26 protein-coding genes are annotated in these 24,517 nt (G+C 68.3%); 15 read left to right on the forward strand and 11 right to left on the reverse strand.

What is annotated here, in order from left to right; genetic code table 11:
• The first annotated feature begins 25 nt into the window (after window positions 1-25).
• Window positions 26-763, forward strand: coding sequence for an aldolase (locus RZE77_RS19280; protein WP_319427019.1), 738 nt, complete (start codon window positions 26-28; stop codon window positions 761-763).
• A gap of 169 nt (window positions 764-932) precedes the next feature.
• Window positions 933-1,256, forward strand: coding sequence for a hypothetical protein (locus tag RZE77_RS19285; RefSeq protein ID WP_319427021.1), 324 nt, complete (start codon window positions 933-935; stop codon window positions 1,254-1,256).
• Window positions 1,257-1,323: 67 nt separating this feature from the next.
• Here RZE77_RS19285 and RZE77_RS19290 read toward each other — a convergent pair whose 3' ends face one another.
• The 3 genes from RZE77_RS19290 to RZE77_RS19300 are packed head-to-tail and all read right to left on the reverse strand — an operon-like array spanning window position 1,324 to window position 4,452.
• Window positions 1,324-2,730, reverse strand: a complete 1,407-nt coding sequence (locus tag RZE77_RS19290) for an MATE family efflux transporter (RefSeq protein ID WP_319427023.1) — start codon at window positions 2,728-2,730, stop codon at window positions 1,324-1,326.
• Window positions 2,727-3,962 carry an MFS transporter gene (locus RZE77_RS19295; protein WP_319438825.1) on the reverse strand — a complete coding sequence of 412 codons (1,236 nt, stop codon included), beginning with the start codon at window positions 3,960-3,962 and terminating at the stop codon, window positions 2,727-2,729. The genes RZE77_RS19290 and RZE77_RS19295 overlap by 4 nt, the downstream gene beginning before the upstream one ends.
• On the reverse strand, window positions 3,955-4,452 hold the full coding sequence (locus RZE77_RS19300) for a MarR family winged helix-turn-helix transcriptional regulator (RefSeq protein WP_319427026.1): 498 nt from the start codon (window positions 4,450-4,452) through the stop codon (window positions 3,955-3,957). The genes RZE77_RS19295 and RZE77_RS19300 overlap by 8 nt, the downstream gene beginning before the upstream one ends.
• A gap of 53 nt (window positions 4,453-4,505) precedes the next feature.
• Here RZE77_RS19300 and RZE77_RS19305 point away from each other — a divergent pair, with 53 nt between their 5' ends.
• From RZE77_RS19305 to RZE77_RS19345, 9 genes are all read left to right on the forward strand, one after another.
• Window positions 4,506-5,054: a PaaI family thioesterase gene (locus tag RZE77_RS19305; protein WP_319438826.1), complete on the forward strand. Its 549-nt coding sequence runs from the start codon at window positions 4,506-4,508 to the stop codon at window positions 5,052-5,054.
• A 17-nt stretch (window positions 5,055-5,071) separates the two neighbouring features.
• Entirely contained in the window at window positions 5,072-5,767 is a 696-nt protein-coding gene (locus tag RZE77_RS19310; protein ID WP_319438827.1) for a nitroreductase, read from the forward strand.
• Window positions 5,768-5,883: 116 nt separating this feature from the next.
• Window positions 5,884-6,942 (forward strand): Fe(3+) ABC transporter substrate-binding protein, encoded by a 1,059-nt coding sequence (locus RZE77_RS19315; protein ID WP_319438828.1) that lies wholly within the window; start codon window positions 5,884-5,886, stop codon window positions 6,940-6,942.
• A gap of 42 nt (window positions 6,943-6,984) precedes the next feature.
• The gene (locus RZE77_RS19320; protein WP_319438829.1) at window positions 6,985-8,637 is read left to right on the forward strand and encodes an ABC transporter permease; all 1,653 of its coding nucleotides are present in this window, start codon (window positions 6,985-6,987) and stop codon (window positions 8,635-8,637) included.
• Window positions 8,634-9,317 (forward strand): ABC transporter ATP-binding protein, encoded by a 684-nt coding sequence (locus RZE77_RS19325; RefSeq protein ID WP_319438830.1) that lies wholly within the window; start codon window positions 8,634-8,636, stop codon window positions 9,315-9,317. The genes RZE77_RS19320 and RZE77_RS19325 overlap by 4 nt, the downstream gene beginning before the upstream one ends.
• Window positions 9,318-9,420: 103 nt before the next feature.
• Window positions 9,421-10,098 (forward strand): glutathione S-transferase family protein, encoded by a 678-nt coding sequence (locus tag RZE77_RS19330; RefSeq protein WP_319438831.1) that lies wholly within the window; start codon window positions 9,421-9,423, stop codon window positions 10,096-10,098.
• Between the two features lie 46 nt (window positions 10,099-10,144).
• Window positions 10,145-10,585 carry a lactoylglutathione lyase gene (gloA, locus tag RZE77_RS19335; RefSeq protein ID WP_319438832.1) on the forward strand — a complete coding sequence of 147 codons (441 nt, stop codon included), beginning with the start codon at window positions 10,145-10,147 and terminating at the stop codon, window positions 10,583-10,585.
• A 278-nt stretch (window positions 10,586-10,863) separates the two neighbouring features.
• On the forward strand, window positions 10,864-12,021 hold the full coding sequence (locus tag RZE77_RS19340; protein WP_319438833.1) for a hypothetical protein: 1,158 nt from the start codon (window positions 10,864-10,866) through the stop codon (window positions 12,019-12,021).
• Complete coding sequence (locus RZE77_RS19345; protein WP_319438834.1) at window positions 12,018-13,079, forward strand: acyltransferase family protein; 1,062 nt, start codon at window positions 12,018-12,020, stop codon at window positions 13,077-13,079. Before RZE77_RS19340 ends, RZE77_RS19345 begins: the two co-directional genes overlap by 4 nt.
• A gap of 28 nt (window positions 13,080-13,107) precedes the next feature.
• On the opposite strand, the gene RZE77_RS19350 is transcribed toward RZE77_RS19345, so the two are convergent.
• From RZE77_RS19350 to RZE77_RS19365, 4 genes are all read right to left on the reverse strand, one after another.
• Window positions 13,108-13,836, reverse strand: a complete 729-nt coding sequence (locus RZE77_RS19350; protein WP_319438835.1) for a haloacid dehalogenase type II — start codon at window positions 13,834-13,836, stop codon at window positions 13,108-13,110.
• A gap of 7 nt (window positions 13,837-13,843) precedes the next feature.
• Complete coding sequence (eda, locus tag RZE77_RS19355) at window positions 13,844-14,479, reverse strand: bifunctional 4-hydroxy-2-oxoglutarate aldolase/2-dehydro-3-deoxy-phosphogluconate aldolase (protein WP_062366194.1); 636 nt, start codon at window positions 14,477-14,479, stop codon at window positions 13,844-13,846.
• A gap of 16 nt (window positions 14,480-14,495) precedes the next feature.
• On the reverse strand, window positions 14,496-16,322 hold the full coding sequence (gene edd, locus RZE77_RS19360) for a phosphogluconate dehydratase (protein WP_319438836.1): 1,827 nt from the start codon (window positions 16,320-16,322) through the stop codon (window positions 14,496-14,498).
• 156 nt (window positions 16,323-16,478) lie between these two features.
• Window positions 16,479-17,030: an OmpA family protein gene (locus RZE77_RS19365; protein ID WP_319438837.1), complete on the reverse strand. Its 552-nt coding sequence runs from the start codon at window positions 17,028-17,030 to the stop codon at window positions 16,479-16,481.
• A gap of 126 nt (window positions 17,031-17,156) precedes the next feature.
• On the opposite strand from RZE77_RS19365, the gene RZE77_RS19370 reads away from it, so the two are divergent.
• Together RZE77_RS19370 and RZE77_RS19375 are read left to right on the forward strand one after the other, a co-directional pair.
• Window positions 17,157-17,885, forward strand: coding sequence for a gamma-glutamylcyclotransferase (locus tag RZE77_RS19370; protein WP_319442383.1), 729 nt, complete (start codon window positions 17,157-17,159; stop codon window positions 17,883-17,885).
• The gene (locus RZE77_RS19375) at window positions 17,882-18,424 is read left to right on the forward strand and encodes a superoxide dismutase family protein (RefSeq protein ID WP_124955956.1); all 543 of its coding nucleotides are present in this window, start codon (window positions 17,882-17,884) and stop codon (window positions 18,422-18,424) included. The genes RZE77_RS19370 and RZE77_RS19375 overlap by 4 nt, the downstream gene beginning before the upstream one ends.
• Before the next feature lie 13 nt (window positions 18,425-18,437).
• Here the strand turns inward: RZE77_RS19375 and RZE77_RS19380 are convergent, their stop codons facing one another.
• A complete protein-coding gene (locus tag RZE77_RS19380) occupies window positions 18,438-18,995 on the reverse strand; it encodes a nucleotidyltransferase family protein (RefSeq protein WP_319438838.1) in 558 nt (185 codons plus the stop codon).
• 46 nt (window positions 18,996-19,041) lie between these two features.
• Here RZE77_RS19380 and pdxH point away from each other — a divergent pair, with 46 nt between their 5' ends.
• A complete protein-coding gene (gene pdxH / locus RZE77_RS19385; protein ID WP_319438839.1) occupies window positions 19,042-19,722 on the forward strand; it encodes a pyridoxamine 5'-phosphate oxidase in 681 nt (226 codons plus the stop codon).
• A 6-nt stretch (window positions 19,723-19,728) separates the two neighbouring features.
• Here pdxH and RZE77_RS19390 read toward each other — a convergent pair whose 3' ends face one another.
• The gene (locus tag RZE77_RS19390) at window positions 19,729-20,940 is read right to left on the reverse strand and encodes an OmpA family protein (protein ID WP_319438840.1); all 1,212 of its coding nucleotides are present in this window, start codon (window positions 20,938-20,940) and stop codon (window positions 19,729-19,731) included.
• Between the two features lie 18 nt (window positions 20,941-20,958).
• Between RZE77_RS19390 and RZE77_RS19395 the strand changes: the two genes are divergently transcribed.
• A complete protein-coding gene (locus RZE77_RS19395) occupies window positions 20,959-21,315 on the forward strand; it encodes a hypothetical protein (RefSeq protein WP_319438841.1) in 357 nt (118 codons plus the stop codon).
• A gap of 89 nt (window positions 21,316-21,404) precedes the next feature.
• Here the strand turns inward: RZE77_RS19395 and RZE77_RS19400 are convergent, their stop codons facing one another.
• Together RZE77_RS19400 and RZE77_RS19405 are read right to left on the reverse strand one after the other, a co-directional pair.
• A complete protein-coding gene (locus RZE77_RS19400) occupies window positions 21,405-22,355 on the reverse strand; it encodes an AEC family transporter (RefSeq protein WP_319438842.1) in 951 nt (316 codons plus the stop codon).
• A gap of 46 nt (window positions 22,356-22,401) precedes the next feature.
• Complete coding sequence (locus RZE77_RS19405; protein ID WP_319438843.1) at window positions 22,402-24,510, reverse strand: TonB-dependent receptor; 2,109 nt, start codon at window positions 24,508-24,510, stop codon at window positions 22,402-22,404.
• Between the last annotated feature and the right edge of the window lie 7 nt (window positions 24,511-24,517).

Genomic DNA, 24,517 nt, shown 5'->3' on the forward strand with positions numbered 1-24,517 from the left:
TTCCAACGTCCACGAGGGAGCGTCGATGTCCGCCGATTCAGATTACGCCAGCCCGGCCGTGCGCAAGCTGCGCGAAGACCTTGCACTCGCGCTGCGCGCAGCCGCCCACCACGGCTTGTCCGAAGGGGTCTGCAACCATTTCAGCGTGCTGCTGCCGGGCGCACAGGACCGCTACCTGATCAATCCGCGCGGCCTGCACTGGAGCGAGATCGGCGCCGACGACATCGTGCTGATCGACGTGCACGGCGAAGTGCTCGCGGGCCGCCACCGGGTGGAGCCGACCGCCCTCTTCATCCATGGCGCGGTGCACCGCATCACGGGCCACGCGGTCGTGCTGCACTGCCACATGCCCTACGCCACGGCGCTCACGCTCACGGCCGAGCGCGCGCTCGATCCCACGCTGAGCCAGAACGCCATGCGCTACATGAACCGCATCGCCATCGACGCGGTCTACAACGGCCTGGCGCTCGACGATGCCGAAGGCGAGCGCATCGCGCGCGCCATGGCGGGCAAGGACATTGCCTTTCTCGCGAACCACGGCGTGATCGTGGCGGGCGCCTGCATTGCGCATGCCTACGACGACCTCTACTACCTGGAGCGCGCGAGCCTGCACCAGGTGATTGCGCAATCGACCGGGCGCCCGCTGGTCCCGGTGGACGCCAGGATGGCCGCGCATGTGGCAGCGCAGATTCAGGGCGAACGCGAGCAGTCGGATCTGTTCTTCGAGGCGCTGCGGCGGCTGCTGCCTCCGCCACGCGGCTGACGTCCGTTCGGCCGATTCCGGATCGCGAAAGAGCCGCGCAGAATGGCGGAATGGCCGCGAAATGGCCGCGCAGCGGCTTACAGCTCTTCATCCGATTTCGCTCCAGCCTTACAAAGCGTTCACATGGGGCCACGACGATAGGGCTTCCAACCACTCCATTGGAGTTGCCATGAAAAAGCTCACATTCGCCATCGGCGCCGCGGCCCTGCTGTCGCTGGCTGCACTCACCGCCCCGGCACAGGCACAGACCGGCGGCCGCTTCATCCAGGCCCAGGTCTACGTGGTGCCCGCACCGCCGCCGCCGCGCCACCACTACTACGCGCCGCCGCCTCCGCGGCATCACTACTACGGCCCGGGCTACCACCATGGGCATGACCGCTACGAGCGCCGGCATCGCCACTGGGAAGAGCGCCGCTACGGCCGCAGGGACTACGACGGCGACGGCGTGCCCAACCGCTACGACCGCCGGCCCGGGAACCCCTACCGCTACTGACCGGGCCGTCCCGACCTGTGCAGCGGCCGCTGCCGCCGCACAGGCGGGCGCATCGACCTGAAGCGGTTCAGGCCTGCGCCACGCGCTGCAGCAGGCTGCGGGTGGTGCGCGGCCAGCCCACGCGGCCGAACCAGGCGCCGCCGGCAATCGCCGAGGCGATGACGATGCCGTACACCACCAGCGCCACGCCCTGCGCCGCGAACACGCCGGCCAGCCCGCCGCCCCAGCGCAAGGCCAGCCAGCCGCCCACGCCGGCCACGGCGAGCCGCGCGATGTTGCCGAGCACCGGCCACAGAAGGCGCCCCGCGCCCTGCGAGGCAAAGTACAGCACCAGGCCCACGCCGAAGAAGCCATAGAGCGGCCCCACCACGTGCAGATACTGCGTCCCGGCCTCGAGCATGGCCGGGTCGCTGCCGAACAGCAGCAACCACGGCCGCGGGAACAGCGCCGCGGCGAGCCCGACGGCTTCGCTCAGCACGAAGGCGATGGCCGCGCCGGCCCAGGTCGCGCGCAATGCACGCTCGCGCTGGCCCGCGCCCATGCAGGTGCCCACCATCGCGATCAGCGGCGCGCCGAGCCCGAACACGAGCGGAACGAGCAGGTATTCGAGCCGCGCGGCGGTGCCGTAGCCCGCGATCGCACCTGCGCCGAAGTGGCCCGAGAGCGCGGTGGCGATGCCGATGCTGAGGTTGGTCGCGACCGTCGACACCGCCCCCACCACGCCGACGCGCAGGATGTCGCGGAACAGCGGCCAGCGAAGTTGCAGCGTCGCGAGCACGGGCCGCAGCAGGCTGCGCGGCGAACGCAGGTACAGCCACAGCGCCAGCGTGCCACCGGCGTAGTAGACCAGCAGCGCGAGCGCACCGCCCGCGATGCCCATGCCGGGCACCGGGCCCCAGCCGAAGATCAAGAGCGGCGACAGCGGCACCAGCATCAGCACGCCGATCACGGTGACGTTGGCCGGCACCGCCATGTTGCCGGTGCCGCGGATCACCGCGGCGAGCGAGTTGAAGAGCCAGACCAGCACGGCGCCCGCGAACACCCAGTTCGAATACACCATGGCCGCATCGAGCGCCGCCCCCGTGCCGCCCATCAGCGTGTAGAGCCAGCGTCCGCCGAGCCACAGGGCGAGCGTGAAGACCACCCCGAAGCCGAGCGCGATGACGATGGCATGCCACACCAGCGCATCCGCGTCGGCGCGCCGGCGCGCGCCCAGCGCCCGCGCGATGGCCGAGGCGATGCCGCCGCCCATGGCGCCGGCCGAGGTCATCTGCATCAGCATGACGATCGGAAACACCAGTGCCATGCCCGCGAGCGCATCGGTGCCCAGCTTGCCGACGAAGTAGGTCTCGATCAGGCCCGCGGCGGCCTGGGCCACCATCACCAGCACGTTGGGAACGGCCAGGCGCAGCAGGGTCGGCACGATCGGCGCCTCGAGCAGCATCCGTGTTCGCGGATCGAGTCCACCGCTCATGCTGTCACCAGCTTCGCTCGCGCCAGCCGCGCTTCGCGGATCGGCAGGTGCACCAGCGCCGCGCCCGCGGCGAGCGCGATGTCGATGTACCAGACGATGTCGTAGCTGCCCGTGGCCTGGAAGACGTAGCCGCCCAGGTACGCGCCCAGGAAGCCGCCGACCTGGTGCGCCAGCATCACGATGCCGAACAGCATCGCCATGTTGGCCGGCCCGAACATCTTGGCGACGAGGCCGGCGGTCGGCGGCACGGTCGACAGGAAGGTCACGCCCATCACGGCGGCGAACACCAGCATGACCACGGTCGTCTTCGGCGCCAGCAGGAACACCAGCACGGCGATGCCGCGCGTGGCATAGACCAGCGACAGCAGCGACTTCATGCGCCAGCGCCCCACGGCCCAGCCCATGGCCAGGCTGCCGACGATGTTGAAGAGACCGATCATCGCGAGCGCCCAGCCGCCGACCTCGGCCGGCAGCCCGCAGGCCGCGACGACGCCGGGCAGGTGCGTGGCGAGGAAGGCGACGTGGAAGCCACACACCAGGAAGCCCAGGCTCAGGTAGCGGTAGCTGGGTGTCGCGAGCGCCTGGCCGATGGCCTGGCGCGCACTCAGCGGCTTCGTGCCCGATGCAGCCGCCGAGGCCGCGGCCATTGCGTTCGAATTGCCCTTGAGCACCCATGCGGCCGGCAGTGCCAGCAGCACCAGCACGCCGAGCCATTGCATCGCGCCGGCCCAGCCCACGGCGGCCGTCAGGCCGACGGCGATCGGCGCCATCGCGAACTGGCCGAAGGAGCCGCCGGCGTTGACCAGGCCGGTGGCCAGGCCGCGTTTCTCAGCCGGCACCAGGCGCGTGGTCGCGGCCATCAGCACCGAAGGGCCCGCCATGCCGGCGCCACCGGCCGCCAGCACGCCGATCGCGAAGATCAGGCCGGCCGTGCTCGTCATCAGCGGCGTGATCAAGGTGCCGATGGCGACCAGCAGCACGCCGAGCAACACCACGCGCCCGGTGCCGATGCGGTCGGCCACCGCGCCCGCGAAGGGCTGCGTGAGCCCCCACCAGAGCTGCCCGAATGCGAACGCCAGGCTGATGCTGCCGATGCCGAGCGCGGTCGAGGTGTTGAGCGCCGAGAGAAACAGGCCCATCGTCTGGCGCACCCCCATCGTGAGTGCGAAGGCGCCCGCGGCCGCCAGCAGCACGAGCCAGAGCGCATGGCGCCGCAAAGAGGTTTCATTCATCGCGGGCTCCCGTTTCGTCTTCCGGCTGTCCATCGCCCAGCCCGGCGCGCTGCAGCAGCTCCAGGCTCTCGTCGAGCAGGGCATGCAGCGCCAGCACGCGCTCCGTGCCGAGGATGTCGTTGAGCGCCAGCTGCGCGCCGTGCCACAGGCGCTGCGCCTCGGCCCGCTTGGCGCGGCCTGCGTCGGTGATCGCCAGCATGCGGCTGCGCGCATCGGGCCCCTCCGTCTGCACCAGGAAGCCGGCGGCCAGCAGCGGCTTGAGGTTGCGCGTGAGCGTGGAGGCGTCGACGTTCATCTCGCGCGCCAGGTCGACCGGGCGCAGCGGCCCGAAATGCAGCACGTGCGAGAGCAGCGAATACTGCGTCGTCTTGAGCCCGCTGGGCGCGACATGCGTGTCATAGAAGCGCGAGGCCAGCCTGGAGAGCCGGCGCAGGCGGAAATTGGTACATCCTTGGGGCCTCAGCTGAGGCGGCTTCAGAGCGGTGTTCATGCCGTTCATTGTAGCTACAATGATTGTATATGCAACTATCAAGGAATTTTTTCATGACCGAGCCGCATGCCACCCTCGACGCCTGGATCGCCCAGGAGGCCGAGATCGTCCAGCGCCTGGACGCGGGGCCGGGCCCTGGCCTGGCACGCCCCGAGCAGATCGCCGGCAAGACCGGGCTCGAAATGATGCAAGCGATGCTGCGCGCCGAAATCCCCTATGCCGCCATCGCCAAGACCCTCGACTTCGTCCTGCTGGAAGTCGGCCCGGGCCGGGCCCTGTTCCAGGGCACGCCGCTCGCGCAGCACATGAACCCGCTGGGCACGGTGCACGGCGGTTGGGCCGCCACGCTGCTGGATTCGGCACTGGGCTGCTCGGTCCACACCATGATGCCGCCCGGGCGCGCCTACACCACCGCCGAACTCAGCGTGAACTACGTGAAGGGCCTCATGCCCAAGGTGCAGCGGGTGCGCGCCGAGGGCAAGGTGATCCATTGCGGCCGGCAGCTCGCCACCGCCGAGGCGCGGCTCGTGGGACCCGACGGCACGCTGTATGCGCACGCCACCACCACCTGCCTGGTGTTCGAGGCCCCTTCGCCACGCTGAACGATCGGCCGCAGCCCATGCCCTCCTCCACGCCCCACGACCCCGCGCTCGCGCCAGCCTTCAAGGCCCTGCTCGCCGAGCGGTACAGCTGCCGCGGCTACCTTGCCGACCCCGTCGCGCGCGAGACGATCGATGCCATCCTGCAACTGGCGCAGCGCACCGCCTCGTGGTGCAACTCGCAGCCCTGGCAGCTGATCGTGGCCAGTGCCGCAGCCACCGAACGGCTGCGCCAGGCCTTCGATTCGGACGAAGCCGCGGCCGATGCCGCATTCGACATTGCGCCGCCGGCGGAATACCGCGGCGTGTACCGCGAGCGCCGCCGCGAATGCGGCTTCCAGCTGTATGAAAGCGTGGGCGTGGCGCGCGGCGACCGCGAGGCCTCGCAGCGGCAGGCGCAGGAGAACTTCAGGTTCTTCGGGGCACCGCATGTGGCCCTCGTCACCACCGAGGCGCTGCTCGGCACCTATGGCGCGCTCGACTGCGGCGCCTATGTCAACAACTTCATGCTGGCGGCACGCAGCCTGGGCGTGGCCAGCATCGCCCAGGCGGCCGTGGCCTCGCGCTCGAAGTTCCTGCATCGCTGGTTCGACATTCCGGACGATCGCCAGGTGGTCTGCGGCATCGCGTTCGGCTACGAGGATCCGTCGCACCCGGCCAACCGGTTCCGCACGTCTCGCGCGCCGCTGGCGCAGGTTTGCCGATGGGTGGATTAGCAATGTAAGTGCAAGGACGTAAAAAACCGCCCCAAGGGCAGTGATAATGATTCTCATCGTCACCGTCACGGTTGCGATGACTTTCCACAACACGTCTCTGCACCTGGAGGATCCCCATGACCGACCGCCCCGGCGTCCAAGGCCGCGCCGCCCGCGCACTGATCGGCGTCACCGCCGCCTGGCTGGCTGCCGCTGCCCTGCCCGCGTACGCTGCCAACGATGAGCTCACGCTCTACACCACGCGCGAAGCCGCGCTGATCCAGCCCCTGATCTCGGCCTTCAGCGCGCAGAGCAAGATCAAGGTGAACACCGTGTTCGTGAAGGACGGCCTGCTCGAACGGGTCAAGGCCGAAGGCGCGCGCTCGCCGGCCGACGTGCTGATGACGGTGGACATCGGCAACCTGATGGACCTGGTCGACGGCGGCGTGACGCAGCCGGTGAAATCGGCCGCGCTCGAATCGGCCGTGCCCGCCAACCTGCGCGGCACCGACGGCCAGTGGTTCGCGCTCTCGCTGCGCGCGCGCGTGCTCTACGCCGACAGAGACCAGCCGATCACCAGCTTCCGCTACGAAGACCTGGCCAACCCCAAGTGGAAGGGCAAGGTCTGCATCCGCGCGGGCCAGCATCCCTACAACACGGCGCTGATCGCGGCCATGATCGCGCACGACGGCGAGGCCAAGACCGAGCAGTGGCTGCGCGGCGTCAAGGCCAACCTGGCCCGCAAGGCCACCGGCGGCGACCGCGACGTGGCGCGCGACATCCTGGGCGGCATCTGCGACATCGGCCTGGCCAACTCCTACTACGTCGGCCAGATGAAGAGCGCCAAGGAAGGCAGCGACGCGCGCAAGTGGGGCGACGCCATCAAGGTGGTCCGCCCGACCTTTGCCGGTGCCAAGGGCGGCACGCACGTCAACATCAGCGGCGCGGCCGTGGCCAAGAATGCGCCGCAGCGCGCCAATGCAGTCAAGCTGCTCGAGTTCCTGGTGTCGGAATCGGCGCAGTCGCTCTACGCGCAGGCCAACTACGAATATCCGGTGCGCAAGGGCGTGGCGCTCGATCCGATCATCGGGGAAACCATCGGCGAGCTGAAGGTCGATCCGCTGCCGCTCACCGAGATTGCCAAGTACCGCAAGCAGGCCAGCGCGCTGGTCGACAAGGTCGGATTCGACCTGTAATGTTGCTCGCCCCCAGGGAGCAATGAAAGGCCTGTGGTCCGCATGAGCTTCGGAGGCTTGCAGGCTGCGGGGCCGATCTGGCGCTGGGCCTCGTTCGGCATTGCCATCGGTGTGCTCGCGCCGGTGCTCATGCTCGCCTGGCTCGCCTTCGGCTCGGGCGTCGCGCACTGGGGGCCGCTGTTCGCCCACGTGCTGCCGCAGGCCGCGCTCAACACGGCCTTGCTGCTCACGGGCGTGGGCGCACTGGTGCTGCTGATCGGCACCGGCTGCGCATGGCTCGTGACAGCCTGCGACTTTCCGGGACGCCGCGTGCTGAACTGGGCGCTGCTGCTGCCGCTTGCAATGCCGACCTACATCGTCGCCTTTGCCTACCTGGACCTGCTGCATCCGATCGGGCCGGTGCAGGGTGCGATCCGCTGGGCGCTGGGCTTCGACAGCCCGCGCCAGTTCCGCCTGCCTGACCTGCGCTCGATGCCGGGCGCGATCTTCGTGCTCGGCTTCGTGCTCTACCCCTATGTCTACATGACGGCGCGCGCCATGTTCATGACGCAGCCCGCGCACCTGATGGAAGCGGCGCGCACGCTGGGCGAAAGCCGGCGCGGCGCTTTCTTTCGCGTGGCGCTGCCGCTGGCGCGGCCGGCGCTCGCAGTAGGCCTGAGCCTGGCGCTGCTCGAAACGCTCAACGACATCGGCGCCTCTGAATTCCTGGGCGTGAACACGCTCACGGTGGCGGTCTACACCACCTGGATCACGCGCTCCGACCTGGCCGGTGCGGCGCAGATCGCCTGCGCCATGCTGTTCGTGGTGGTCGCGCTGGTCTGGCTCGAGCGCAACGGGCGCCGGCACCAACGCTTCGGCTCGGCGCAGCGCATGCGCGCCATGCAGCCGCGGCGCCTGCACGGCGGCGCCGCATGGCTCGCCACCGCCACTGCGTCGTTGCCGGTGCTGATCGGCTTCGTGGCGCCCGCCCTCTACCTGGTCTGGGAAAGCGCCAAGCGGCTGCGCCAGGGAGGCGGCGTGTCGCAAGGCTTGCTCGCAAGCCTCGGCAACACCATCACGCTGGCCGCCGGCGTGACCGTCGCGGCCGTGGCCGCGGGGCTGGTGGTGGCGTGGGCCACGCGCAGCCAGGGATCGCGCCCGAACCGCGCACGGTGGCAGGCGCGCGCGGCCACGCTGGGCTATGCGCTGCCCGGCACGGTGCTCGCCATCGGCCTGCTCACGCCGGCGCTCGCGTTCGATGCCGCGCTGGCCGGCATGCTCGGCCTGCAGGGCCTGCCGCTCATGGGCGCGGGCATCGTGCTGGTGGCGGCCTGCGCGATCCGCTTCCTCGCCATGCCGGTCGGCGGCATCGAAGCCGGGCTCGCCCGCATTCCGCCCGCCATCGAGCAGGCTTCGCGGCTGTTGGGCGAAACCAGCGGCGGCACGCTCAGGCGCGTGCACCTGCCGCTGCTGCAGCCCGCCATTGCCACGGGTGCGCTGCTGGTCTTCGTCGACGCCATGAAGGAACTGCCGGCCACGCTGCTGCTGCGGCCGGCCAATTTCGACACGCTGGCCACCTGGCTCTATGCCGAGGCCGCACGCGGCACGTATGAAGAAGGCGCGATCGCGGCGCTCGCCATCGTGGCGGCCGGCCTGCTGCCGGTGGTGCTGCTGGCGCGCAACCAACTGGGCACGCCAGCCGCAGAGACACGATGAGTTCCCCCCTTTCCATCGAATCGATCCAGCTCGCCTACGAAACGCCGCGCGGCCTGCATGCCGTGGTCAACGACTTCTCGCTTTCGCTGTGCGCCGGCGAGATCGCCTGCCTGTTCGGCCCCTCGGGCTGCGGCAAGACCACGGTGCTGCGGGCGATCGCGGGCTTCGAGCCGCTGCGCGCCGGCGCCATCCGGCTCGGCGACGTGCTGCTCTCCTCCACCCAGGTGCACCTGCCGCCCGAGCAGCGGCGCGTGGGCATGATGTTCCAGGAGTACGCGCTGTTCCCCCATCTGTCGGCCAGTCGGAACGTGGCCTTCGGCCTGCGCCGCTCGAGCCGTGCGCAGCAGCAGGCCCGCGTGGCCGAGATGCTGGCACTGGTGGGCCTGGCCGATGCCGGCGAGCGCTTTCCGCATGAACTCTCGGGCGGCCAGCAGCAGCGCATTGCGCTCGCCCGCGCACTGGCGCCTTCGCCCGAGCTGCTGCTGCTCGACGAGCCGTTCTCCAACCTCGATGGCGGCACGCGCGAGCGCCTCACGGCCGAGGTGCGCGGCATTCTCCGGCGCGCCGGGCAGACCGCGATCCTGGTCACCCACAACGAGGCCGAGGCCCATGCCATGGCCGACCGCATCGGCGTGATGCACGGCGGCCGCATCACGCATTGGCTGGACACCGCCAAATAGCACAGGGTGCCCTTTCGGCGAATGGGCTTTTCGGGAAAAGGTTGTTCGAGGCCGCAAGAATTGCCGCGGTCCCACTTTCAAACTTTCCGGAGAGCCCAACGCCATGTCCAAGCCCCTCACGCTCGTCAGCCACCTGCTGTGCCCCTATGTGCAGCGCGCCGCCATCGCGCTGGCCGAAAAGAACGTGCCCTTCGAGCGCGTGGTGATCGATCTTGCGAACAAGCCGGACTGGTTCATTGCCATCTCGCCGCTGGGCAAGGTGCCGCTGCTGCGGCTTCAGCGCCCCGATGGCAGCGAGGCGGTGCTGTTCGAGAGCAACGTGATCTGCGAGTACCTCGAAGAAACCCAGCCCGGCCCGCGCCTGCATCCCGAAGATCCGCTCACCCGCGCCGAGCATCGCGCGTGGATGGAGTTCGGCTCGGCCATCCTGGGCGACCTGTGGGGCTACGAAACCACGCGCGACGCCGAAGTGTTCGAGCAGAAGCGCCTGGCCCTTGCCGCCAAGTTCGAGCGCGTGGAAGCCGCGCTCGGCACCGGCCCTTACTTCGCCGGCAAGGACTTCAGCCTGGTCGACGCGGTGTTCGCGCCGATCTTTCGCTACTTCGAGGTGTTCGACGAAATCAGCAATTCGCACATCTTCGATGCCCTGCCCAAGGTGAATGCGTGGCGCAAGGCACTGGCGGCGCGGCCGAGCGTGCAGAGCGCGGTGGTGCCGGAATATCCGCAGCACCTGCGCGAATTCCTGCGCAAGCACGAGGCGCACTTGCTCGCGCTCGCCTAGCGCCGACAATGGAATTCCTCCCCCGCAACAACAGAGATCCCACGAGATGCGACTTCTCCACACCATGCTGCGCGTCGGCAACCTCCAGCGTTCGATCGACTTCTACACCCAGGTGCTGGGCATGAGCCTGCTGCGCACCTCGGAGAACCCCGAATACAAGTACAGCCTCGCCTTCGTCGGCTACGGCGGCGGCAACCCCGGGCAGGCCGAGATCGAGCTCACCTACAACTGGGGCACCGAAAGCTACGAACTCGGCACGGCCTACGGCCACATCGCGCTCGGCGTGCCCGACGCCTACGCGGCCTGCGAAAAGATCAAGGCCGCCGGCGGCAACGTCACGCGCGAAGCCGGCCCCGTGAAAGGCGGCACCACGGTGATCGCCTTCGTGACCGATCCCGACGGCTACAAGATCGAGCTCATCCAGGACAAGGCAAAGGCTTCCGGCGACGGCAGCCCCGCCAGTTCGGACGCCCTGCGCGCGTCCTAGCCGGGCCACCGCGGCGCCGGCACCCGGCGCCGCCACCAGCGCTTCGCGGCCGCTGAATTGAGGATACAAATGATCACCTTTTAAAGGCGATCGGCATATTCTTTGCTGGTATTTTCAAGGGGTAGTGCTGATGCAGGACGCATCACATTCTGATACCCGGAATCGCGATCAAAGAGCTTCACAGTTCAGCAAGATCGTCCATTCGGACGCGGCGCCGAATGCTCCCTACTCCTTGAACTATCTTCTACATGGGCGCTTCTTTCCAAGCGGAATGAAAATTGACGATTCTGAGCATACGCGGCAAGCCTATTGATCCGGCCATATCGCTGATCATCTTTTTCTTTTCCGCCCTGATCGTCGGCGTCATTCCTTTTCTCTACCACGACACGGCGGCCCAGAATTTTCCGGATGAAGAAACGCTATTGAGTTTCTTCGGCGCCGATTTGTGCCAGCTCACCTCCACCACGATCGAGGAAAGAAACTCCTACGCCTGCAGTGCATTCCTGCTGGAGTCGGCCGGGCTCAGCGCCAAGACGGCACCTATTGCCGGCGCTTTTCTGAGCGTCACGCTGACCATCATCCCCATACTGCAATTCAGCCGAATTCCCCTTGGCGTGTTTTTCGTATCGCTCGGATGGGGATTCATCAGGGCCATTTTTCTTTCGGTTCTTTCGAAGGACATGCTGTCGGCCTGCGTGGTGCTGCTCTCGGTCATGGCAGCGCAGCACAGCGGGTTCGGGCTGACTTGGTTCCTTTCGTCGACGATCTACGGCTGGGTGGTCAGAAAGTACTGGCTGCTGGTCAGCGCCGTCTGGCTCGGGCTGCGCTTGATAAGAAAGCAGCTCACCGTATTCAGGCTCCTGGTCATCATCGTCCTGGTCTATATCGCGCTCGCGCTGACCTTCCAGATCGCACTTGGCGTCACCCTGGACTTTGCCCGCGCAACGGTCAACGAGAACCGGGAAGTCGGCGCCGAAGGATCGCGCACGGTCATCGAGGCGGTCATTGCTTCCGACAATGCCCTGCTGCAGGCGCTCAACGCCACGATCACGTTCTTCCGCCTGGCTTTTCCGCTCGAGCTCCTGCGCTTTGGCTCGGTCAGCCAATTGGCGTTCATCTCGATCATGCCTTTCACGTTCATATGGATGGTGAAGGTTGTCGTCGAGGGCGCGAAGTCGGGCAACAAGAACCTGATCCAGGCCGGCAAGGTGGCCCTTGCGCCCTTGTCCTTCCTCATCATCGAGGGGGTGTTCGAGCCCGACTTCGGCTCGTTTGCCCGCCACTTCGCCATCGTGAGTCCGCTCGTCTTTTCGGCCATGGCGCTGGCGCAGAAGACCGAGCTGGCCGAAAAAAGGCTGCTGCGGCGCCGGCAGGCCGCCGCCATTTCGCGCAATCCGCTTTTTGTCCGTCCCACCCGTCAGGATCGAATTTCGTGAAATCCCAATCCATTGCGGTGGACCAGCCACAGTACGTCGAATCCATTCAGGCAGGCAGAGGCATTGCTGCGCTGCTGGTGGTGATTCATCACGCGGCGCAGAAAGCCCATGCGCTTTCCGGCGGTGCCATTCCGCTGTTCGATTTCGGGATCATCGGGGTCGATATCTTCTTCATGATCAGCGGCTTCATCATCTACTTTGTCACGGCCAACAAGACCATGACCCACGTGGAATTCATGGAGAAGCGGATCATCCGGGTGTTTCCCCTTTATTGGGGACTGTCCTTGCTGGCGTTGGTGGTTTTCATGCTTGCGCCGAAGCTGATCAACAGCAATGCCCAGGAACCCACCGACATTGCCGCGTCGTTCTTCCTGTGGCCCACGTCCGCCCCGTACCTGGTCAACAACGGGTGGACGCTCACCTATGAAATCATTTTCTACGGCTTGTGGGCGCTGGTTGCGCTGCCCACCGCAAAGCCGAAGAACGCCTATCTCGCGTGCCTGGTATTGGCCGCGGCATCGTTCATTGGATTGCTTTCCGGCATCGACTACAAGGTCATGAATTTTTCCTTGTTCCTGGAATTTGCATTCGGCGTGGCCATTGGCGTCGCATTCAAGAAAGGGCTGATCCGGCAGAGCACGCCGGTGTCCCTCCTCCTGATCGCCGCCGGGGCCTTTCTTGCGCACCTGGCAATTTCGGAAGGCCTTGGCAGCAGCGAACTCCGGGGATTTGCGCTGGCAATTCCTTCCGCAATGATCTTCTTCGGGTTGATATCGCTCGGATCGTTCTGGGCCAGGCTGCGCGTGATCCTGGCCATCGGGGACAGCTCCTACTCGCTGTACCTGTTTCACCCGTTCATCCTGGTGGCCATCCCTCTCACGGTCAAACTGCTCGGCTTTACGTCGACGCCTCAGATCCTTGCCATTTCCGTTGCGATCTGTATCGCGTCGATCTGGGCTTCGCACATGGTCTACAGGTTCGTGGAATTCCCGCTCACGCAGATGATGCGGGGGATGATCAAGTCCGCGAAGTCCTTCGGCGCGGCCAGGGCGAGGTGATTGGGCCGCGCGCCCAGATGCCGAAGGTTCAGCAGCCCAGCAGGTCGGCCAGCTGCCTGATGTCGCGCGCGTGCAGGTTGTTGTCCGGGTTCGGCGAAACGTCCTTCGGCTGGGCGCGGCCGAATTCATGGGGCCGCTCGATGTAGGCGGTCTTGAGGCCGCAGGTGCGCGCCGCCGCCAGGTCGTCGTGGTGCGCCGCGGCGAGCATCACTTGACCCGGCGTCGCATCGAACACGCCCGCCACGCCAAGGTAGGTGCGCGGATCGGGCTTGTAGGCCTTGAACACTTCGGCCGACAGCACGCAGTCCCAGGGCAGGCCGGCGCGCTTGGCCATTTCGGTCAGCAGGCCGATGTTGCCGTTGGAGAGCGTGCAGATGGTGAATTTCTTCTTGAGGCGCGTCAGCCCCTCCACCGCATCGGGCCACGCGGGCAGGCGGTGCCAGGCGCGGCTCAGGTCGCGCTTGGCGGCGGTATCGAGCCGGTCGGCCAGGCTGAAGTCGTGCAGCACCTGTTCGAGCATGCTCAGGTGCAGTTCGTCGAGCAGCGTGAAGCCGCCCTCGCCCGCCGCGATGCGCTCCATCACGGATTTCATGGCGGGCTGGTAGCCCGCGCGCCAGGCCAGCGCAAAGGCGGCGCCGTCGACGCCCGGCAATGCGCGCTCGGCCTCGGCGGCGATGCCGCTGTGCCAGTCGACCACGGTGCCGAAAACGTCGAAGGCAATGACCTTCAGGTCACTGGCATCGAAATCCGCACGCATGACCGGCTCAGCGTGAGAGCTGGCTCGCCGCGCGCGCGAGCTGTTCGATGCGCGCCCAGTCGCCGTTGCGGATGGCGTCGGCCGGCACGATCCACGAGCCGCCCACGCAGGCCACGTTCGAGAGCGCCAGGAATTCGGCCGCGTTGTCGGCATGGATGCCGCCGGTCGGGCAGAAGGTCACGTCGCCGAACGGGCCCTGCCACGCCTTCAGCATGGGAATGCCGCCCGCCTGCAGCGCGGGAAAGAACTTGAGTTCGGTGTAGCCGTCTTCCTGCGCCGTCATGATCTCGCTGCCGGTGGCAACGCCGGGCAAAAGCGGCAGGCCGAGGTCGTGGCAGGCCTTGCCGACTGCGCGCGTATAGCCCGGGCTCACGCCGAACTTCGCGCCGGCCAGCGCCGAGGCCTGCGCATCGGCCGCGCTGCGGATGGTGCCGGCGCCGGCCACGGCCTCGGGCACATCCCTGGCAATGGCCTCGATGCATTCGAGCGCCTGCGGCGTGCGCAGGGTGACCTCGAGCATGCGGATGCCGCCGGCCACCAGCGCGCGCGCCAGTGGAATGGCATGTTTCACGTCGTGCAGCACGATCACCGGAATGACCGGTGCATCGCGCATGACCTCGAGTGCGGTGAGTTTGTCTGTCATTTCATTGCTCCATTGTTCACAGCCACGAGCATGCGCCCTCTTCCGCCGTCAGCGCATTGCGCCGCATGCCCGCGAACAGCTCGCGGCCCAGGCCGTGGCCGTCGGCGATGCGCTTGGCCTCGGGCAGCTTGGCGATCTCGCGTTCGGCCCATTCGTCGTCGGGCACCAGCACCGCCAGTGTGCCCGCCACGGCGTCCAGGCGCACGACGTCGCCATCGCGCACCTTGGCGAGCGGGCCGCCCGCGGCGGCTTCCGGAGAAACATGGATGGCGGCCGGGACCTTGCCCGAGGCGCCGCTCATGCGGCCGTCGGTGACCAGCGCCACGCGAAAGCCCTTGCCCTGCAGCACCGACAGCGGCGGCGTGAGCTTGTGCAGCTCGGGCATGCCATTGGCCTGCGGTCCCTGCCAGCGCACCACGCACACCACGTCGCGCTCCAGCTCGCCGGCGGTGAAGGCCTGGTGCAGCGCGGCCTGCGAATCGAAGACGCGCACCGGCGCCTCGATCACGTGGCGGTCGTCGGGCACCGAGGACACCTTGATCACGCTGCGCCCCAGGTTGCCGTTGAGCAGCTTCAGGCCGCCGGTGGCGCTGAAGGGATTCTCCACGGGCCGCGCGACGGCTTCATCCTTGGAAGGCGCGGCGGAGGTCCAGACCAGGCGCTTGTCGTCCGCAAGGGACGGAATGCTCGCGAACTCGCGGATGCCGCCGGCACGCACGGTCAGCACGTCGGCGTGCATCAGGCCGGCGTCGAGCAGCTCGCCGATCACGAAGCCCGGGCCGCCTGCGGCCTGGAACGCGTTCACGTCCGCGCTGCCGTTGGGATAGACGCGCGTCAGCAGAGGAATCACGTCGGAGAGCCGGGAGAAGTCGTCCCAGTCGATCACGATGCCGGCCGAGCGCGCCACGGCCACCCAGTGGATCAGGTGGTTGGTGGAGCCGCCGGTGGCCAGCAGCGCCACCATGGCATTGACGATGCAGCGCTCGTCGACCATTTCGCCGATGGGCGGGCAATTGAATTTCGCCTCGCTCGCGCGGCCCAGCACGGTACGCACCGCCTCGCGCGTGAGCGTCTCGCGCATGGCGTCGCCGGGCTGGATGAAGGCGGTGCCCGGCACGTGCAGGCCCATGGCCTCGAGCAGCATCTGGTTGCTGTTGGCGGTGCCGTAGAAGGTGCAGGTGCCCATGGTGTGGTAGGCCGCCATCTCGGCGTCGAGCAGGCCCTGCCGGCCGACCAGGCCCTGCGCCGCCTGCTCTCGCACCTTCGACTTCTCGCCGTTCGACAGGCCCGAGGGCATGGGGCCGGCCGGCACGAACACCGTGGGCAGGTGCCCGAAATGCAGCGCGCCGATCAGGAGGCCCGGCACGATCTTGTCGCACACGCCCAGCAGCAGCGCGCCGTCGAACATGTCGTGCGTGAGCGCGATCGCGGTGCCCATGGCGATCACGTCGCGGCTGAACAGGCTCAGCTCCATGCCGGGCGTGCCCTGGGTCACGCCGTCGCACATGGCGGGCACGCCGCCGGCCACTTGCGCGGTGGCGCCGAGGCTGCGCGCCTCCTGTTTGATGATGTCGGGGTAGCCCTGGTACGGCGCGTGGGCCGAGAGCATGTCGTTGTAGGCGGTGACGATGCCGATGTTGGGCGCGCGCTCCGTCACCACCTTGAACTTGTCGTTGGCCGGGATGCCGGCCACGGCGTGCGCGACGTTGGCGCAGCCCATGCGGTCGGAGCCCCGGTCGCGGTTGCGGATTTCCGCCAGCCGCTGGAGGTACGCGCTGCGCGGCCCCCGGCTGCGCTCGCGAATGCGATCGGTAACGTCAAGGACGGTGGGATGTGTGCTCATGGGGATGGTTTCGGTCGCGCTGTCGGCATCTGGCCACTGTCGCTTTTGCGACCTTCGACGTGGAAGTCAATGGTACCAAGACCCTGCGACCGAGGCCGATGGAAATCCGCACCCCGGCAATACGGATTGGCGGATCCGGTCCGGCCCGCCGCCGGCTCAATCGACCAGCTTGACTTCCACGCGCCGCGCCTGGGCGTCGTTGCCCGAGCCCGCGGTGATGGCGGGCCGCTGCAGGTCGACCTTGTCGGCCGGCACGCCCAGGCCCACCAGCACGTCACGGACTGTTTCGGCACGTTTCTTCGCGAGCTGCTCGTTGACGGCCGCGTCGCCCGTGGTGTCATGGAAGCCCGAGACCACGGCCTTGCGGCCGCTCTCCACGCCCTTGATGACGGCGGCCAGCGCCTCCGCCGCGCCGGGCGCCAGGTCGGCGCTGCCGGTGGCGAAATAGAAGTTCACCACGCCGTCGGCCACGCGGATGCTGGCACCGTCGGGAATGACGACCGTCACCGTCTCGGTCACTTCGGCCACCGTGGTGTGGGTGGCCGGCCCTGCGGCCACCGCAGCCACGGCGACAGCAGGCATGGCAGCCGGCGCCGCACCGTGGCTCTTGTGCCAGAGCACGATGCCCAGCACGAGGAAAATCACCAGCGCGATCAGTGCCAGGAGAAATCCGAGGATGAAGTTTTGCTGGCTGTCGTCGTCGCTCATGAGGGGTCGTACTCCGTAGGAAGAAAGAGGTCGGTAAATAATGGTGCGGTGAACCATGATCGCGAAATTGTAGGCGGCGGCCCCTTCGGCCCCGCACCCGATCCCGGACCGCCGGGCCTGGACCCGCTGCCCAGGCCGCTGCGCGACCCGCAGCCCATGCTCGAGCAGGCCATTGCCGACTGGGGCGGGCGCGACGACCTGTGGCTCTTCGGCTACGGCTCGCTGATCTGGCGCCCCGAGTTCGATTTTGCGGAGCGCCGGCCGGCCTGGGTGCACGGCTGGCATCGCGCGCTCAAGATGTGGAGCCGCATCAACCGCGGCAGCGTCCAGACGCCCGGCCTCGTCTTCGGCCTGCTGTCGGGCGGCAGCTGCCGCGGCATGGTGTTCCGGGTGCCGTCGGCGCACGGGCTCGAAACGCTCCGCAGGCTCTGGCTGCGCGAAATGCCCACCGGCGTGTACGACCCCAGGTGGCTCAACTGCACCACGCCCGAAGGTCCCGTGCGCGCGCTCGCCTTCACGCTTTCCAGGCGCAGCCCCAACTTCACCGGCGAGCTCAGCGACGAGCGCTACCGCCACATCTTCACGCATGCCGTCGGCCGCTACGGCAGCTCGCTCGACTACGCGCGCCAGACCTTGCTGGAGCTGCGCCGCCACTCGATCCACGATGCGGCCCTGGCCCGGCTGGTTGCGCTGGCCCAGGAGCGGCAGGAGGAAGAGGAACGCCAGGCAGAGGCCGCGGCGGCGGCCGATTGCGGGATGCCGCCGGCTCCGGTATATGTTCCGGAGTCTCCGGACAAATCTCCTTCTTCTTCCCTTCCCCAACAATCCTCCGGACCGTCCAAGGAAAAACCATGAACCATCGCCTTCTCGCCGCCACCGGCACCGCCCTTCTCGCCAGCGCCCTGCTTTCGGCCTGCGGCAGCATGATGGGCGGCAAGCCGAAGGCAGCCGCCGAACTGATGCCCACCGCGGCGATCTCGCCCAACCCGACGCGCGGCACGGTGACCTTCACCGCGCTGGACCACGGCGTGCGCGTGGCCGGCGAGGTGCGCGGCTTCGCACCAGGCAGCGAGCACGGTTTCCACATCCATGAAAAGGGCGACTGCGGCGACAACGGCAACGCCTCGGGCGGCCACTTCAACCCCGCCGGCGGCACGCACGGCAAGTTCAGCGCACCGGGCAGCCATGCCGGCGAACTGCCGAGCCTGGTGGCCGATGCGAACGGCGTGGCGCGTTTCAGCGTCGACGTGCACACGATCTCGCTGACCGAAGGCGCCGCCAACAACGTGGTGGGCCGCGCGCTCGTGGTGCACCGCGACCGCGACGATTTCACCACCCAGCCGGCCGGCAACTCCGGCCCGCGCACCGCCTGCGCGGTGATCGCGCGGCGCTGAGCGGTAGGGCCTGTTAACGCGCCAGCCAGAGCGCCTCGGCAGCGGCCAGGGCCTCGGGCGTATCGATGTCGGTCACGATGCCGACGTCGTCCACCACGAGGTCGGCCACCGCATCGATGGCGCGCATCGCCTTCAGGATCGAGGATGCGCCCAGCGGCCCCTTCAGCGCCGCGAGTTGCGCGCCGCAGCCGGCCGAAAAGCCCACCGGATGGCCGCGCTCGCCCCTGTATTGCGGCTGCACCGCGCGCACGCGGCCGGCCAGTGCGCCAGCCACGGCGCGCAGCGTCTCGGGGCGCACCAGCGGCAGGTCGCCCGGAAGAATGAGCCAGCCGGCGGCATCCGGCGTGGCGCGCACCGCGGCGGCAATCGAGTCGCCCATGCCCGGGTGGCCGGCGTCTTCGAGCCGCCATGGCAGGCCGCTCGCGCGCACCGCATCCAGCGTACGTTCGAGCAGCGGCTTGCCCGCCAGCGGCGCCTGCAGCTTGGGGCCGGTGCCCCCGGCCGCGATGAAGCGCTCGCCGCGGCCCGAGGCCAGCACGATCACGCACGGGGAATTCGCCTTTGTCGCCATGCGGCGAGTATGTGCGCGGAATGCCCGCGGTGCCTTGCGGCAGCGCATGCGCAACAATGCCGGCATGAGTTCTTCCTCTTCCTCTCCCACCAGCGAAACGCTGGCCGCGCTGCGCAAGAGCTACGAGCGCGCCGAACTCGGCGAAACCCACAGCACCGACGATCCCCTCAGGCAGTTCGAGCGCTGGCTCGGCGAAGCCATCGACGCGCAGGTGCCCGAACCCAACGCCATGACGCTGTGCACCGTGGGCGGCGACCTGCGGCCTTCGAGCCGCATCGTGCTCATCAAAGGCTATGACGCGCGCGGCATCGTCTGGTACACCAACTACGAAAGCCGCAAGGGGCGCGAGCTCTCGGGCAATCCGTACGCGGCCTTGCAGTTCCACTGGGTCGAGCTCGAACGCGTGGTGCGCATCGAGGGCCGCGTGGAAAAGGCGAGCGCGCAGGAAAGCGACGCCTACTTTGCGAGCCGCCCGCTCGATTCGCGCATCGGCGCCTGGGCCAGCCCGCAGAGCGAGGTGATCAGCGGACGCGACGTGCTGGTCAAGAACGCGGCCGTGGCCGCCGCCAGGCACCTGCTCTCGCCGCCGCGCCCGCCGCACTGGGGCGGCTACCGGCTCGTGCCGGACCGCTGGGAATTCTGGCAGGGCCGCAAGAGCCGCCTGCACGACCGGCTGCGCTACCGGCTCGAAGGCGCCGGCTGGGTGCGCGAGCGGCTGGCGCCCTGAGCGCGGTCAGGCCTCGCAGGACGCGACCTTGAACTCGACCCGGCGGTCGAGCGCATCGCTGGCGTCGTCGGCGCCCGTGCCCACGATGTTCTCGCGGAAGCCCATGCCGGACTCGCGCAGCTTCTTCGACAGCGGCGGCGCCTCACCCACCAGCCGGGTCTTCACGCTGAGCGCGCGCTGCAGCGACAGGCGCTCGTTGACCGACTCCGAACCGGTGCGGCTCGTGTGGCCGGTGACCACCACGCAGGAGTCGATCTGCGCCGCCTGGCGCGCGATCTGCCGCAGCCACATCGGATAGGCGGCGCTGATCTTCGGGTCGGCAAGGAAATCGGTCGAGCCGGGCTTGAACAGGAACTTCACGCTCAGGTTGTTGGTTTCGAGCCCGAGCCGCGCCAGGGTGCCGAAGGTCTTCTCCGCATCGGCCGTCCGACCGAGCTGGGCCTGCGTGAGATACAGGCCGCTGTAGATGCGCAGCTGCTGGCCGTCTGGCCGGCGCGAAGCGGCCTCGTAGCGGCTGAGCGCCTCGCTCATGCGGCCGGCCTCGTAGGCGGCGGTGGCTTCCTGCAGCACGGTCGACGTGGGCAGGCGCTCCAGGTAGAGCGCATCGGCGGCCTGCCCGGGCTGCGTCTCGGCGGTGCGGATGTAGCCTTCCACGCCGCGGTCCTTGCCGCTCACCGGGCTGTCGCGAAAGAAGGCCGTGGGCCGCGTGTCGAGCGTCGCGTCGCTGATGCGCGCCACCGACTGCGCAATGACCATGCCGCTCTTGATCTCGGTCAGCGCCAGGTTCAGCCGGTAGCGCCCGTCGGCCGAATCCTTGTCGCGCACCAGCGTGCCGTTGAGCACGTACTGCGCACGCTCGATCTCGGTGTTGTTGAAGGGCGTGACGGTGAACTGCTTGAACTGCGACTGCATGCGCTGCACGATGCGCTGCTCGGCCACGCGCGTGACCTCGGTCTGCTGGCCGCTCGCGCCCTCGAGCAGCGGGTCGATCACGATGCGGCTCTGCTTGATCGACGACTCCACCTTGGCCAGGAAGGCCGGCAGCTTCTGCGTCTGCACGATCAGGTCGTCCACCGCCTGGTTGACGGCCTGCTCGAAAGGCATGGCATTGCCCGGCGCCGGCCGGTGCGCGCAGGCGGCGCAAAGCAGCGCGGCGCACGACAGCGCCAGTGCGCGCATGGCCGTGCGGATCGGGTGGGTGGTCTTCGTCATCAGCATTGGCTCCTCAAGATCTTCATGTCTTCGTCCGACAGCGGCTCCCCCACCGCTGCGCGCATGTTGATTTCGCTGCAGCGCCTGGGGGGCGGCGGCCTTTTCGGGGCCGGGGCCTTCTCTGGCTCCGCTGCCGTCGGCGGCGCGGCCACGGCAACCGCCTGCGGCTTCGGCCTGGCGCTCGGCTTCGAAGCCGGAGCGGGCAGCGGCTTCGGCTGCACCGGGCTGGCCACGGGTGCCGACTCGCGCGGCACAGCGGCCGAAAGGCAGGGCGTCCGGCACGGCTTCGTATCGGCGGCCGCCGGGATGGCGCCGCCGCACAGCGCGATCACCATCGCAATCGGCGCCATGGCGGAAAACGGCGAAGACCGCGGCTGGTAAATCATCAGCGGGCAAATGTAGAGCCAGAGGCGCCGCTCGCCATCTCGCCAAATGGCCACCCTGCCGAATGGCCTAGGCCGGGAAGAGCCTCAAGGCAGCCATTGCACCAGGGTCATGACCAGCGTCAGCGTCGCGAGCGCAAGCACCGTCGACACCGCGACGCTGGCCGTGACCAGGTCTTCCGATGTGCGGTAGCGCTGCGAAAAGAGAAAGACGTTGGCGCCGATCGGCAGCGCCGCCGCCACCACCATCACGGTGAGCGGTATGCCGCGCACGCCCAGCAGCCAGCCGATGCCGGCCACCAGCAGCGGATGCAGCAGGTTCTTCACCAGCGCCTGCACCGTCGCTTCGCGCCAGTGCCGCCCGACGGGCGTCAGCGCGAGCGTGATGCCCACCATCACCAGCGCGACCGGGCCGAAGGCCTGGCCGAGCAGCAGGATCGGCTTGTCGAGGAAATCGGGCATCGCAAGCCCGGTCTGCGCGAACAGCAGCCCCGCGATGATCGGCATCGGCACCGGATGGATGATGGCGTTGCGCAGTGCGCGCAGCACGGTGCGCGCCATGGGCCGCTTCTCGTGCCCGTCCCGCGCCGCATGCTCGCGCGCCACGGCCAGTTCGAGCACGACCGTGGCGCTGGTCAGGAGCACCAGCGAATGCAGCGAGATCAACGTGAGCAGCACCACCATGCCCTGCTCGCCATAGGCAAGGCCGACCAGGACGATGCCGATCATCACCGTGTTGCTGTAGGTGTTGGCCAGCGCAATGACGGCTGCCGTGCGGTTGAAGCCGCGCAGCGCCAGCGTGCCCGCGAACAGCAGGCCCGAGGCGATGAAATACGCCGCCACGGGCTTCAGGCTCAGCTCCTGCACGTGCACCGTGCTCATCGCACGGAAAAGCAGCGCCGGCGCAAGCAGCAGGAAGATCAGGTTGGAAAGGTCCTTGACGGCGTTGCCGCCGATCCAGCGGCGCCGGCCGGCCAGGTAGCCGGCCGCGATCAGGACGACGACCGGCAGCAGCGAAGAGATGACGAACGAATTCACCCGCCGAGGATAGCCTCATGCCTGCAGGCAACGCCGGCGGGTTCGTTCAGAAGGTCACGCGCAGGCCGACCTTCAGCGAACGCCCCGGCAGCGGCGCGTTCGGGTACACCGTCGTCGTCAGGATCGAGGTCGGGCTGTAGGCCAGCTTGTTCGTGATGTTGTCGATGCGCGCATACCAGGTGAGGTTGGCGCGCTGCACCTTCATGCGGTAGGCGATGGAGGCATTCCACAGCGTGTAGGCGTCGGTCTCGCGCGCGCCGACGCTCGGCACGTGGCGCTGCGCCGCGTTGTAGTCGAAGCCGAAGCGTGCGCTCCAGGGGCCGTTGCCGTAGGCCAGTGTCGCGCCCGCGCGGAAGGGTGCGATCCGCGGCAGCGGTTCGCCGGTGTCGAGGTTCTTGGCACGCACCACGTCGCCGCGCCATTCCAGGTCGAGCGTCGCGGCATCGGCCAGCCGCGCGAAGCCGTCGGTGCCCAGCAGGCGCAGGTTGCCGCTCGCCTCGATGCCGGTGAAGCGCGCGCGCACGCCGCTGTAGAGGTACTCGGCCAGCGTGTCGGTGGCTTCGGGGTCGGTCACCACCTGGCCTTCTTCGTCGAGCGTGCGGCCCGATGCCGTCAGGCCGATGTAGTTGCGAAAGCGCGTGACGTAGGCATTGACGCGGGCCGTGTTGGCGCCCGACTTCCATTGCGCGCCGACGTCGAAGCCGACCGACTTTTCCTTGCCGAGGTTCGGATTGCCGACCTCCCAGGCCGCCGTTGCCACGTGCGGGCCGTTGGCGAGCAGCTCGTAGTCCTTCGGTGCCCGCTCGGTGTAGGCCAGGTTCGAGGTGAGCTGCCACTGCGGCGTCAGGTTGACCAGCGCGCCCACGGCCGCGCTGTGCGGGTTGAACGTGCGTTCGCCGATGGCAAAGCGCGTCACGGTCGGATCGTCGGGGTAGCCGAGCGACGTGACGCGGACCTTCTCGGTGCGCGCGCCAAAGCTCAGCCGGCCCCAGGAGGTGCCGAGTTCCTCGTACAGGAACAGCGCATTCGAGCGCGTGCGGCTGTGCGGCGCAAAGGCTTCCGCGCCGTCCGCGGCAAAACGGTTGCTCTCGCTCGCAAAGCCGACCAGGCCCTCGAAGTTGCCGATCTTCTGGTGGCGCGCCTCGATGCGCAGGTCGTTGCTCATGTTCGAGAAGGTGGTGCCGGCCTCGGCGCCTTCGTACTCGGTGTGGCGGTAGTTGGTGTGGCTGGCCTTGGCGTGGATGCTGCTGATGAAGCCGCCCGGGCGCCACTCGCCTTCGATGGCCTGGCGGTCGGACTTCATGCCGATGGTCACGTCGTCCTCGGCCACCGTGCCGTAGGTGCTGCGATAGGTGCTGGCCGAGGCGCCGATCCAGCCCTGGTCGAAGAACAGCGTGCCGCCCACCGCGCCGCCATGCGCCTCGTTGGCCGAATTGCAGATCTTGCGCGCGAGCCAGGGCCGGCCGGGCTTGCTGCATTCCAGGTCGATGGGCACCGAGACATCCTTGGAGTCGCGGTTGAAGGCATCGACGTGCAGCGCGAAGCGGTCGTTGCCGCCTTCGAGCACCACGCCGCCGTTCTTCTCCTTGTTGCCGGTGGAAAAGCCCAGGTCGGCACGGCCGCCGAAGCCGTTGATCGGCTCGCTCGGAATGCGGTTGTCGATCACGTTGACCACGCCGCCCACCGCGCTGCCGCCGTACTGCAGCGCCGACGGGCCGCGCAGCACCTCGACGCGTTCGGTGACCAGCGCGTCCATCGGCACCGCGTGGTCGTAGCTCAGCGACGATGCGTCGGGCGCGCCGCCGCCGTTCTGCAGGATGCGGATGCGGTCGCCGTCCAGCCCGCGGATGATCGGCCGGCTGGCGTTGGGGCCGAAGTAGCTGCTGCTCACGCCGGGCAGGTTGTCGAGCGTTTGGCCCAGCGTCGATTCGGAGCGCATCAGGAGCCTGTCGCCCGACAGCGTGGTGGTGGGTGCGATCAGTTCGCTCGCGCCCAGCGGATTGCCGGTGACGGCGATCTCCGGCAGGACCGGCGCAGCTGCTTCGGCGGGCTGCACCTGGATGACCGGTTGGGGCTGAGCCTGGGCGATGGCTGCGAAGGAGGCCAGCGAAAGAACGGCAGCGCCGATGGCGTTGCGACGGAAATTGGGAATCATGATGAAC

Origin of the sequence: Variovorax sp. SPNA7 (assembly GCF_033807855.1) — a bacterium.
GTDB lineage: Bacteria > Pseudomonadota > Gammaproteobacteria > Burkholderiales > Burkholderiaceae_C > Variovorax > Variovorax beijingensis.

Excerpts from the sequence above, each read along its gene's own strand:
- RZE77_RS19280 (WP_319427019.1), top strand. The coding sequence starts at position 26 with ATGTCCGCCGATTCAGATTACGCCAGCCCGGCCGTGCGCAAGCTGCGC.
- RZE77_RS19285 (WP_319427021.1), top strand. The coding sequence starts at position 933 with ATGAAAAAGCTCACATTCGCCATCGGCGCCGCGGCCCTGCTGTCGCTG.
- RZE77_RS19290 (WP_319427023.1), bottom strand. The coding sequence starts at position 2,730 with ATGAGCGGTGGACTCGATCCGCGAACACGGATGCTGCTCGAGGCGCCG.
- RZE77_RS19295 (WP_319438825.1), bottom strand. The coding sequence starts at position 3,962 with ATGAATGAAACCTCTTTGCGGCGCCATGCGCTCTGGCTCGTGCTGCTG.
- RZE77_RS19300 (WP_319427026.1), bottom strand. The coding sequence starts at position 4,452 with ATGAACACCGCTCTGAAGCCGCCTCAGCTGAGGCCCCAAGGATGTACC.
- RZE77_RS19305 (WP_319438826.1), top strand. The coding sequence starts at position 4,506 with ATGACCGAGCCGCATGCCACCCTCGACGCCTGGATCGCCCAGGAGGCC.
- RZE77_RS19310 (WP_319438827.1), top strand. The coding sequence starts at position 5,072 with ATGCCCTCCTCCACGCCCCACGACCCCGCGCTCGCGCCAGCCTTCAAG.
- RZE77_RS19315 (WP_319438828.1), top strand. The coding sequence starts at position 5,884 with ATGACCGACCGCCCCGGCGTCCAAGGCCGCGCCGCCCGCGCACTGATC.
- RZE77_RS19320 (WP_319438829.1), top strand. The coding sequence starts at position 6,985 with ATGAGCTTCGGAGGCTTGCAGGCTGCGGGGCCGATCTGGCGCTGGGCC.
- RZE77_RS19325 (WP_319438830.1), top strand. The coding sequence starts at position 8,634 with ATGAGTTCCCCCCTTTCCATCGAATCGATCCAGCTCGCCTACGAAACG.
- RZE77_RS19330 (WP_319438831.1), top strand. The coding sequence starts at position 9,421 with ATGTCCAAGCCCCTCACGCTCGTCAGCCACCTGCTGTGCCCCTATGTG.
- gloA (WP_319438832.1), top strand. The coding sequence starts at position 10,145 with ATGCGACTTCTCCACACCATGCTGCGCGTCGGCAACCTCCAGCGTTCG.
- RZE77_RS19350 (WP_319438835.1), bottom strand. The coding sequence starts at position 13,836 with ATGCGTGCGGATTTCGATGCCAGTGACCTGAAGGTCATTGCCTTCGAC.
- eda (WP_062366194.1), bottom strand. The coding sequence starts at position 14,479 with ATGACAGACAAACTCACCGCACTCGAGGTCATGCGCGATGCACCGGTC.
- edd (WP_319438836.1), bottom strand. The coding sequence starts at position 16,322 with ATGAGCACACATCCCACCGTCCTTGACGTTACCGATCGCATTCGCGAG.
- RZE77_RS19365 (WP_319438837.1), bottom strand. The coding sequence starts at position 17,030 with ATGAGCGACGACGACAGCCAGCAAAACTTCATCCTCGGATTTCTCCTG.
- RZE77_RS19375 (WP_124955956.1), top strand. The coding sequence starts at position 17,882 with ATGAACCATCGCCTTCTCGCCGCCACCGGCACCGCCCTTCTCGCCAGC.
- RZE77_RS19380 (WP_319438838.1), bottom strand. The coding sequence starts at position 18,995 with ATGGCGACAAAGGCGAATTCCCCGTGCGTGATCGTGCTGGCCTCGGGC.
- pdxH (WP_319438839.1), top strand. The coding sequence starts at position 19,042 with ATGCGCAACAATGCCGGCATGAGTTCTTCCTCTTCCTCTCCCACCAGC.
- RZE77_RS19390 (WP_319438840.1), bottom strand. The coding sequence starts at position 20,940 with ATGCTGATGACGAAGACCACCCACCCGATCCGCACGGCCATGCGCGCA.
- RZE77_RS19395 (WP_319438841.1), top strand. The coding sequence starts at position 20,959 with ATGTCTTCGTCCGACAGCGGCTCCCCCACCGCTGCGCGCATGTTGATT.
- RZE77_RS19405 (WP_319438843.1), bottom strand. The coding sequence starts at position 24,510 with ATGATTCCCAATTTCCGTCGCAACGCCATCGGCGCTGCCGTTCTTTCG.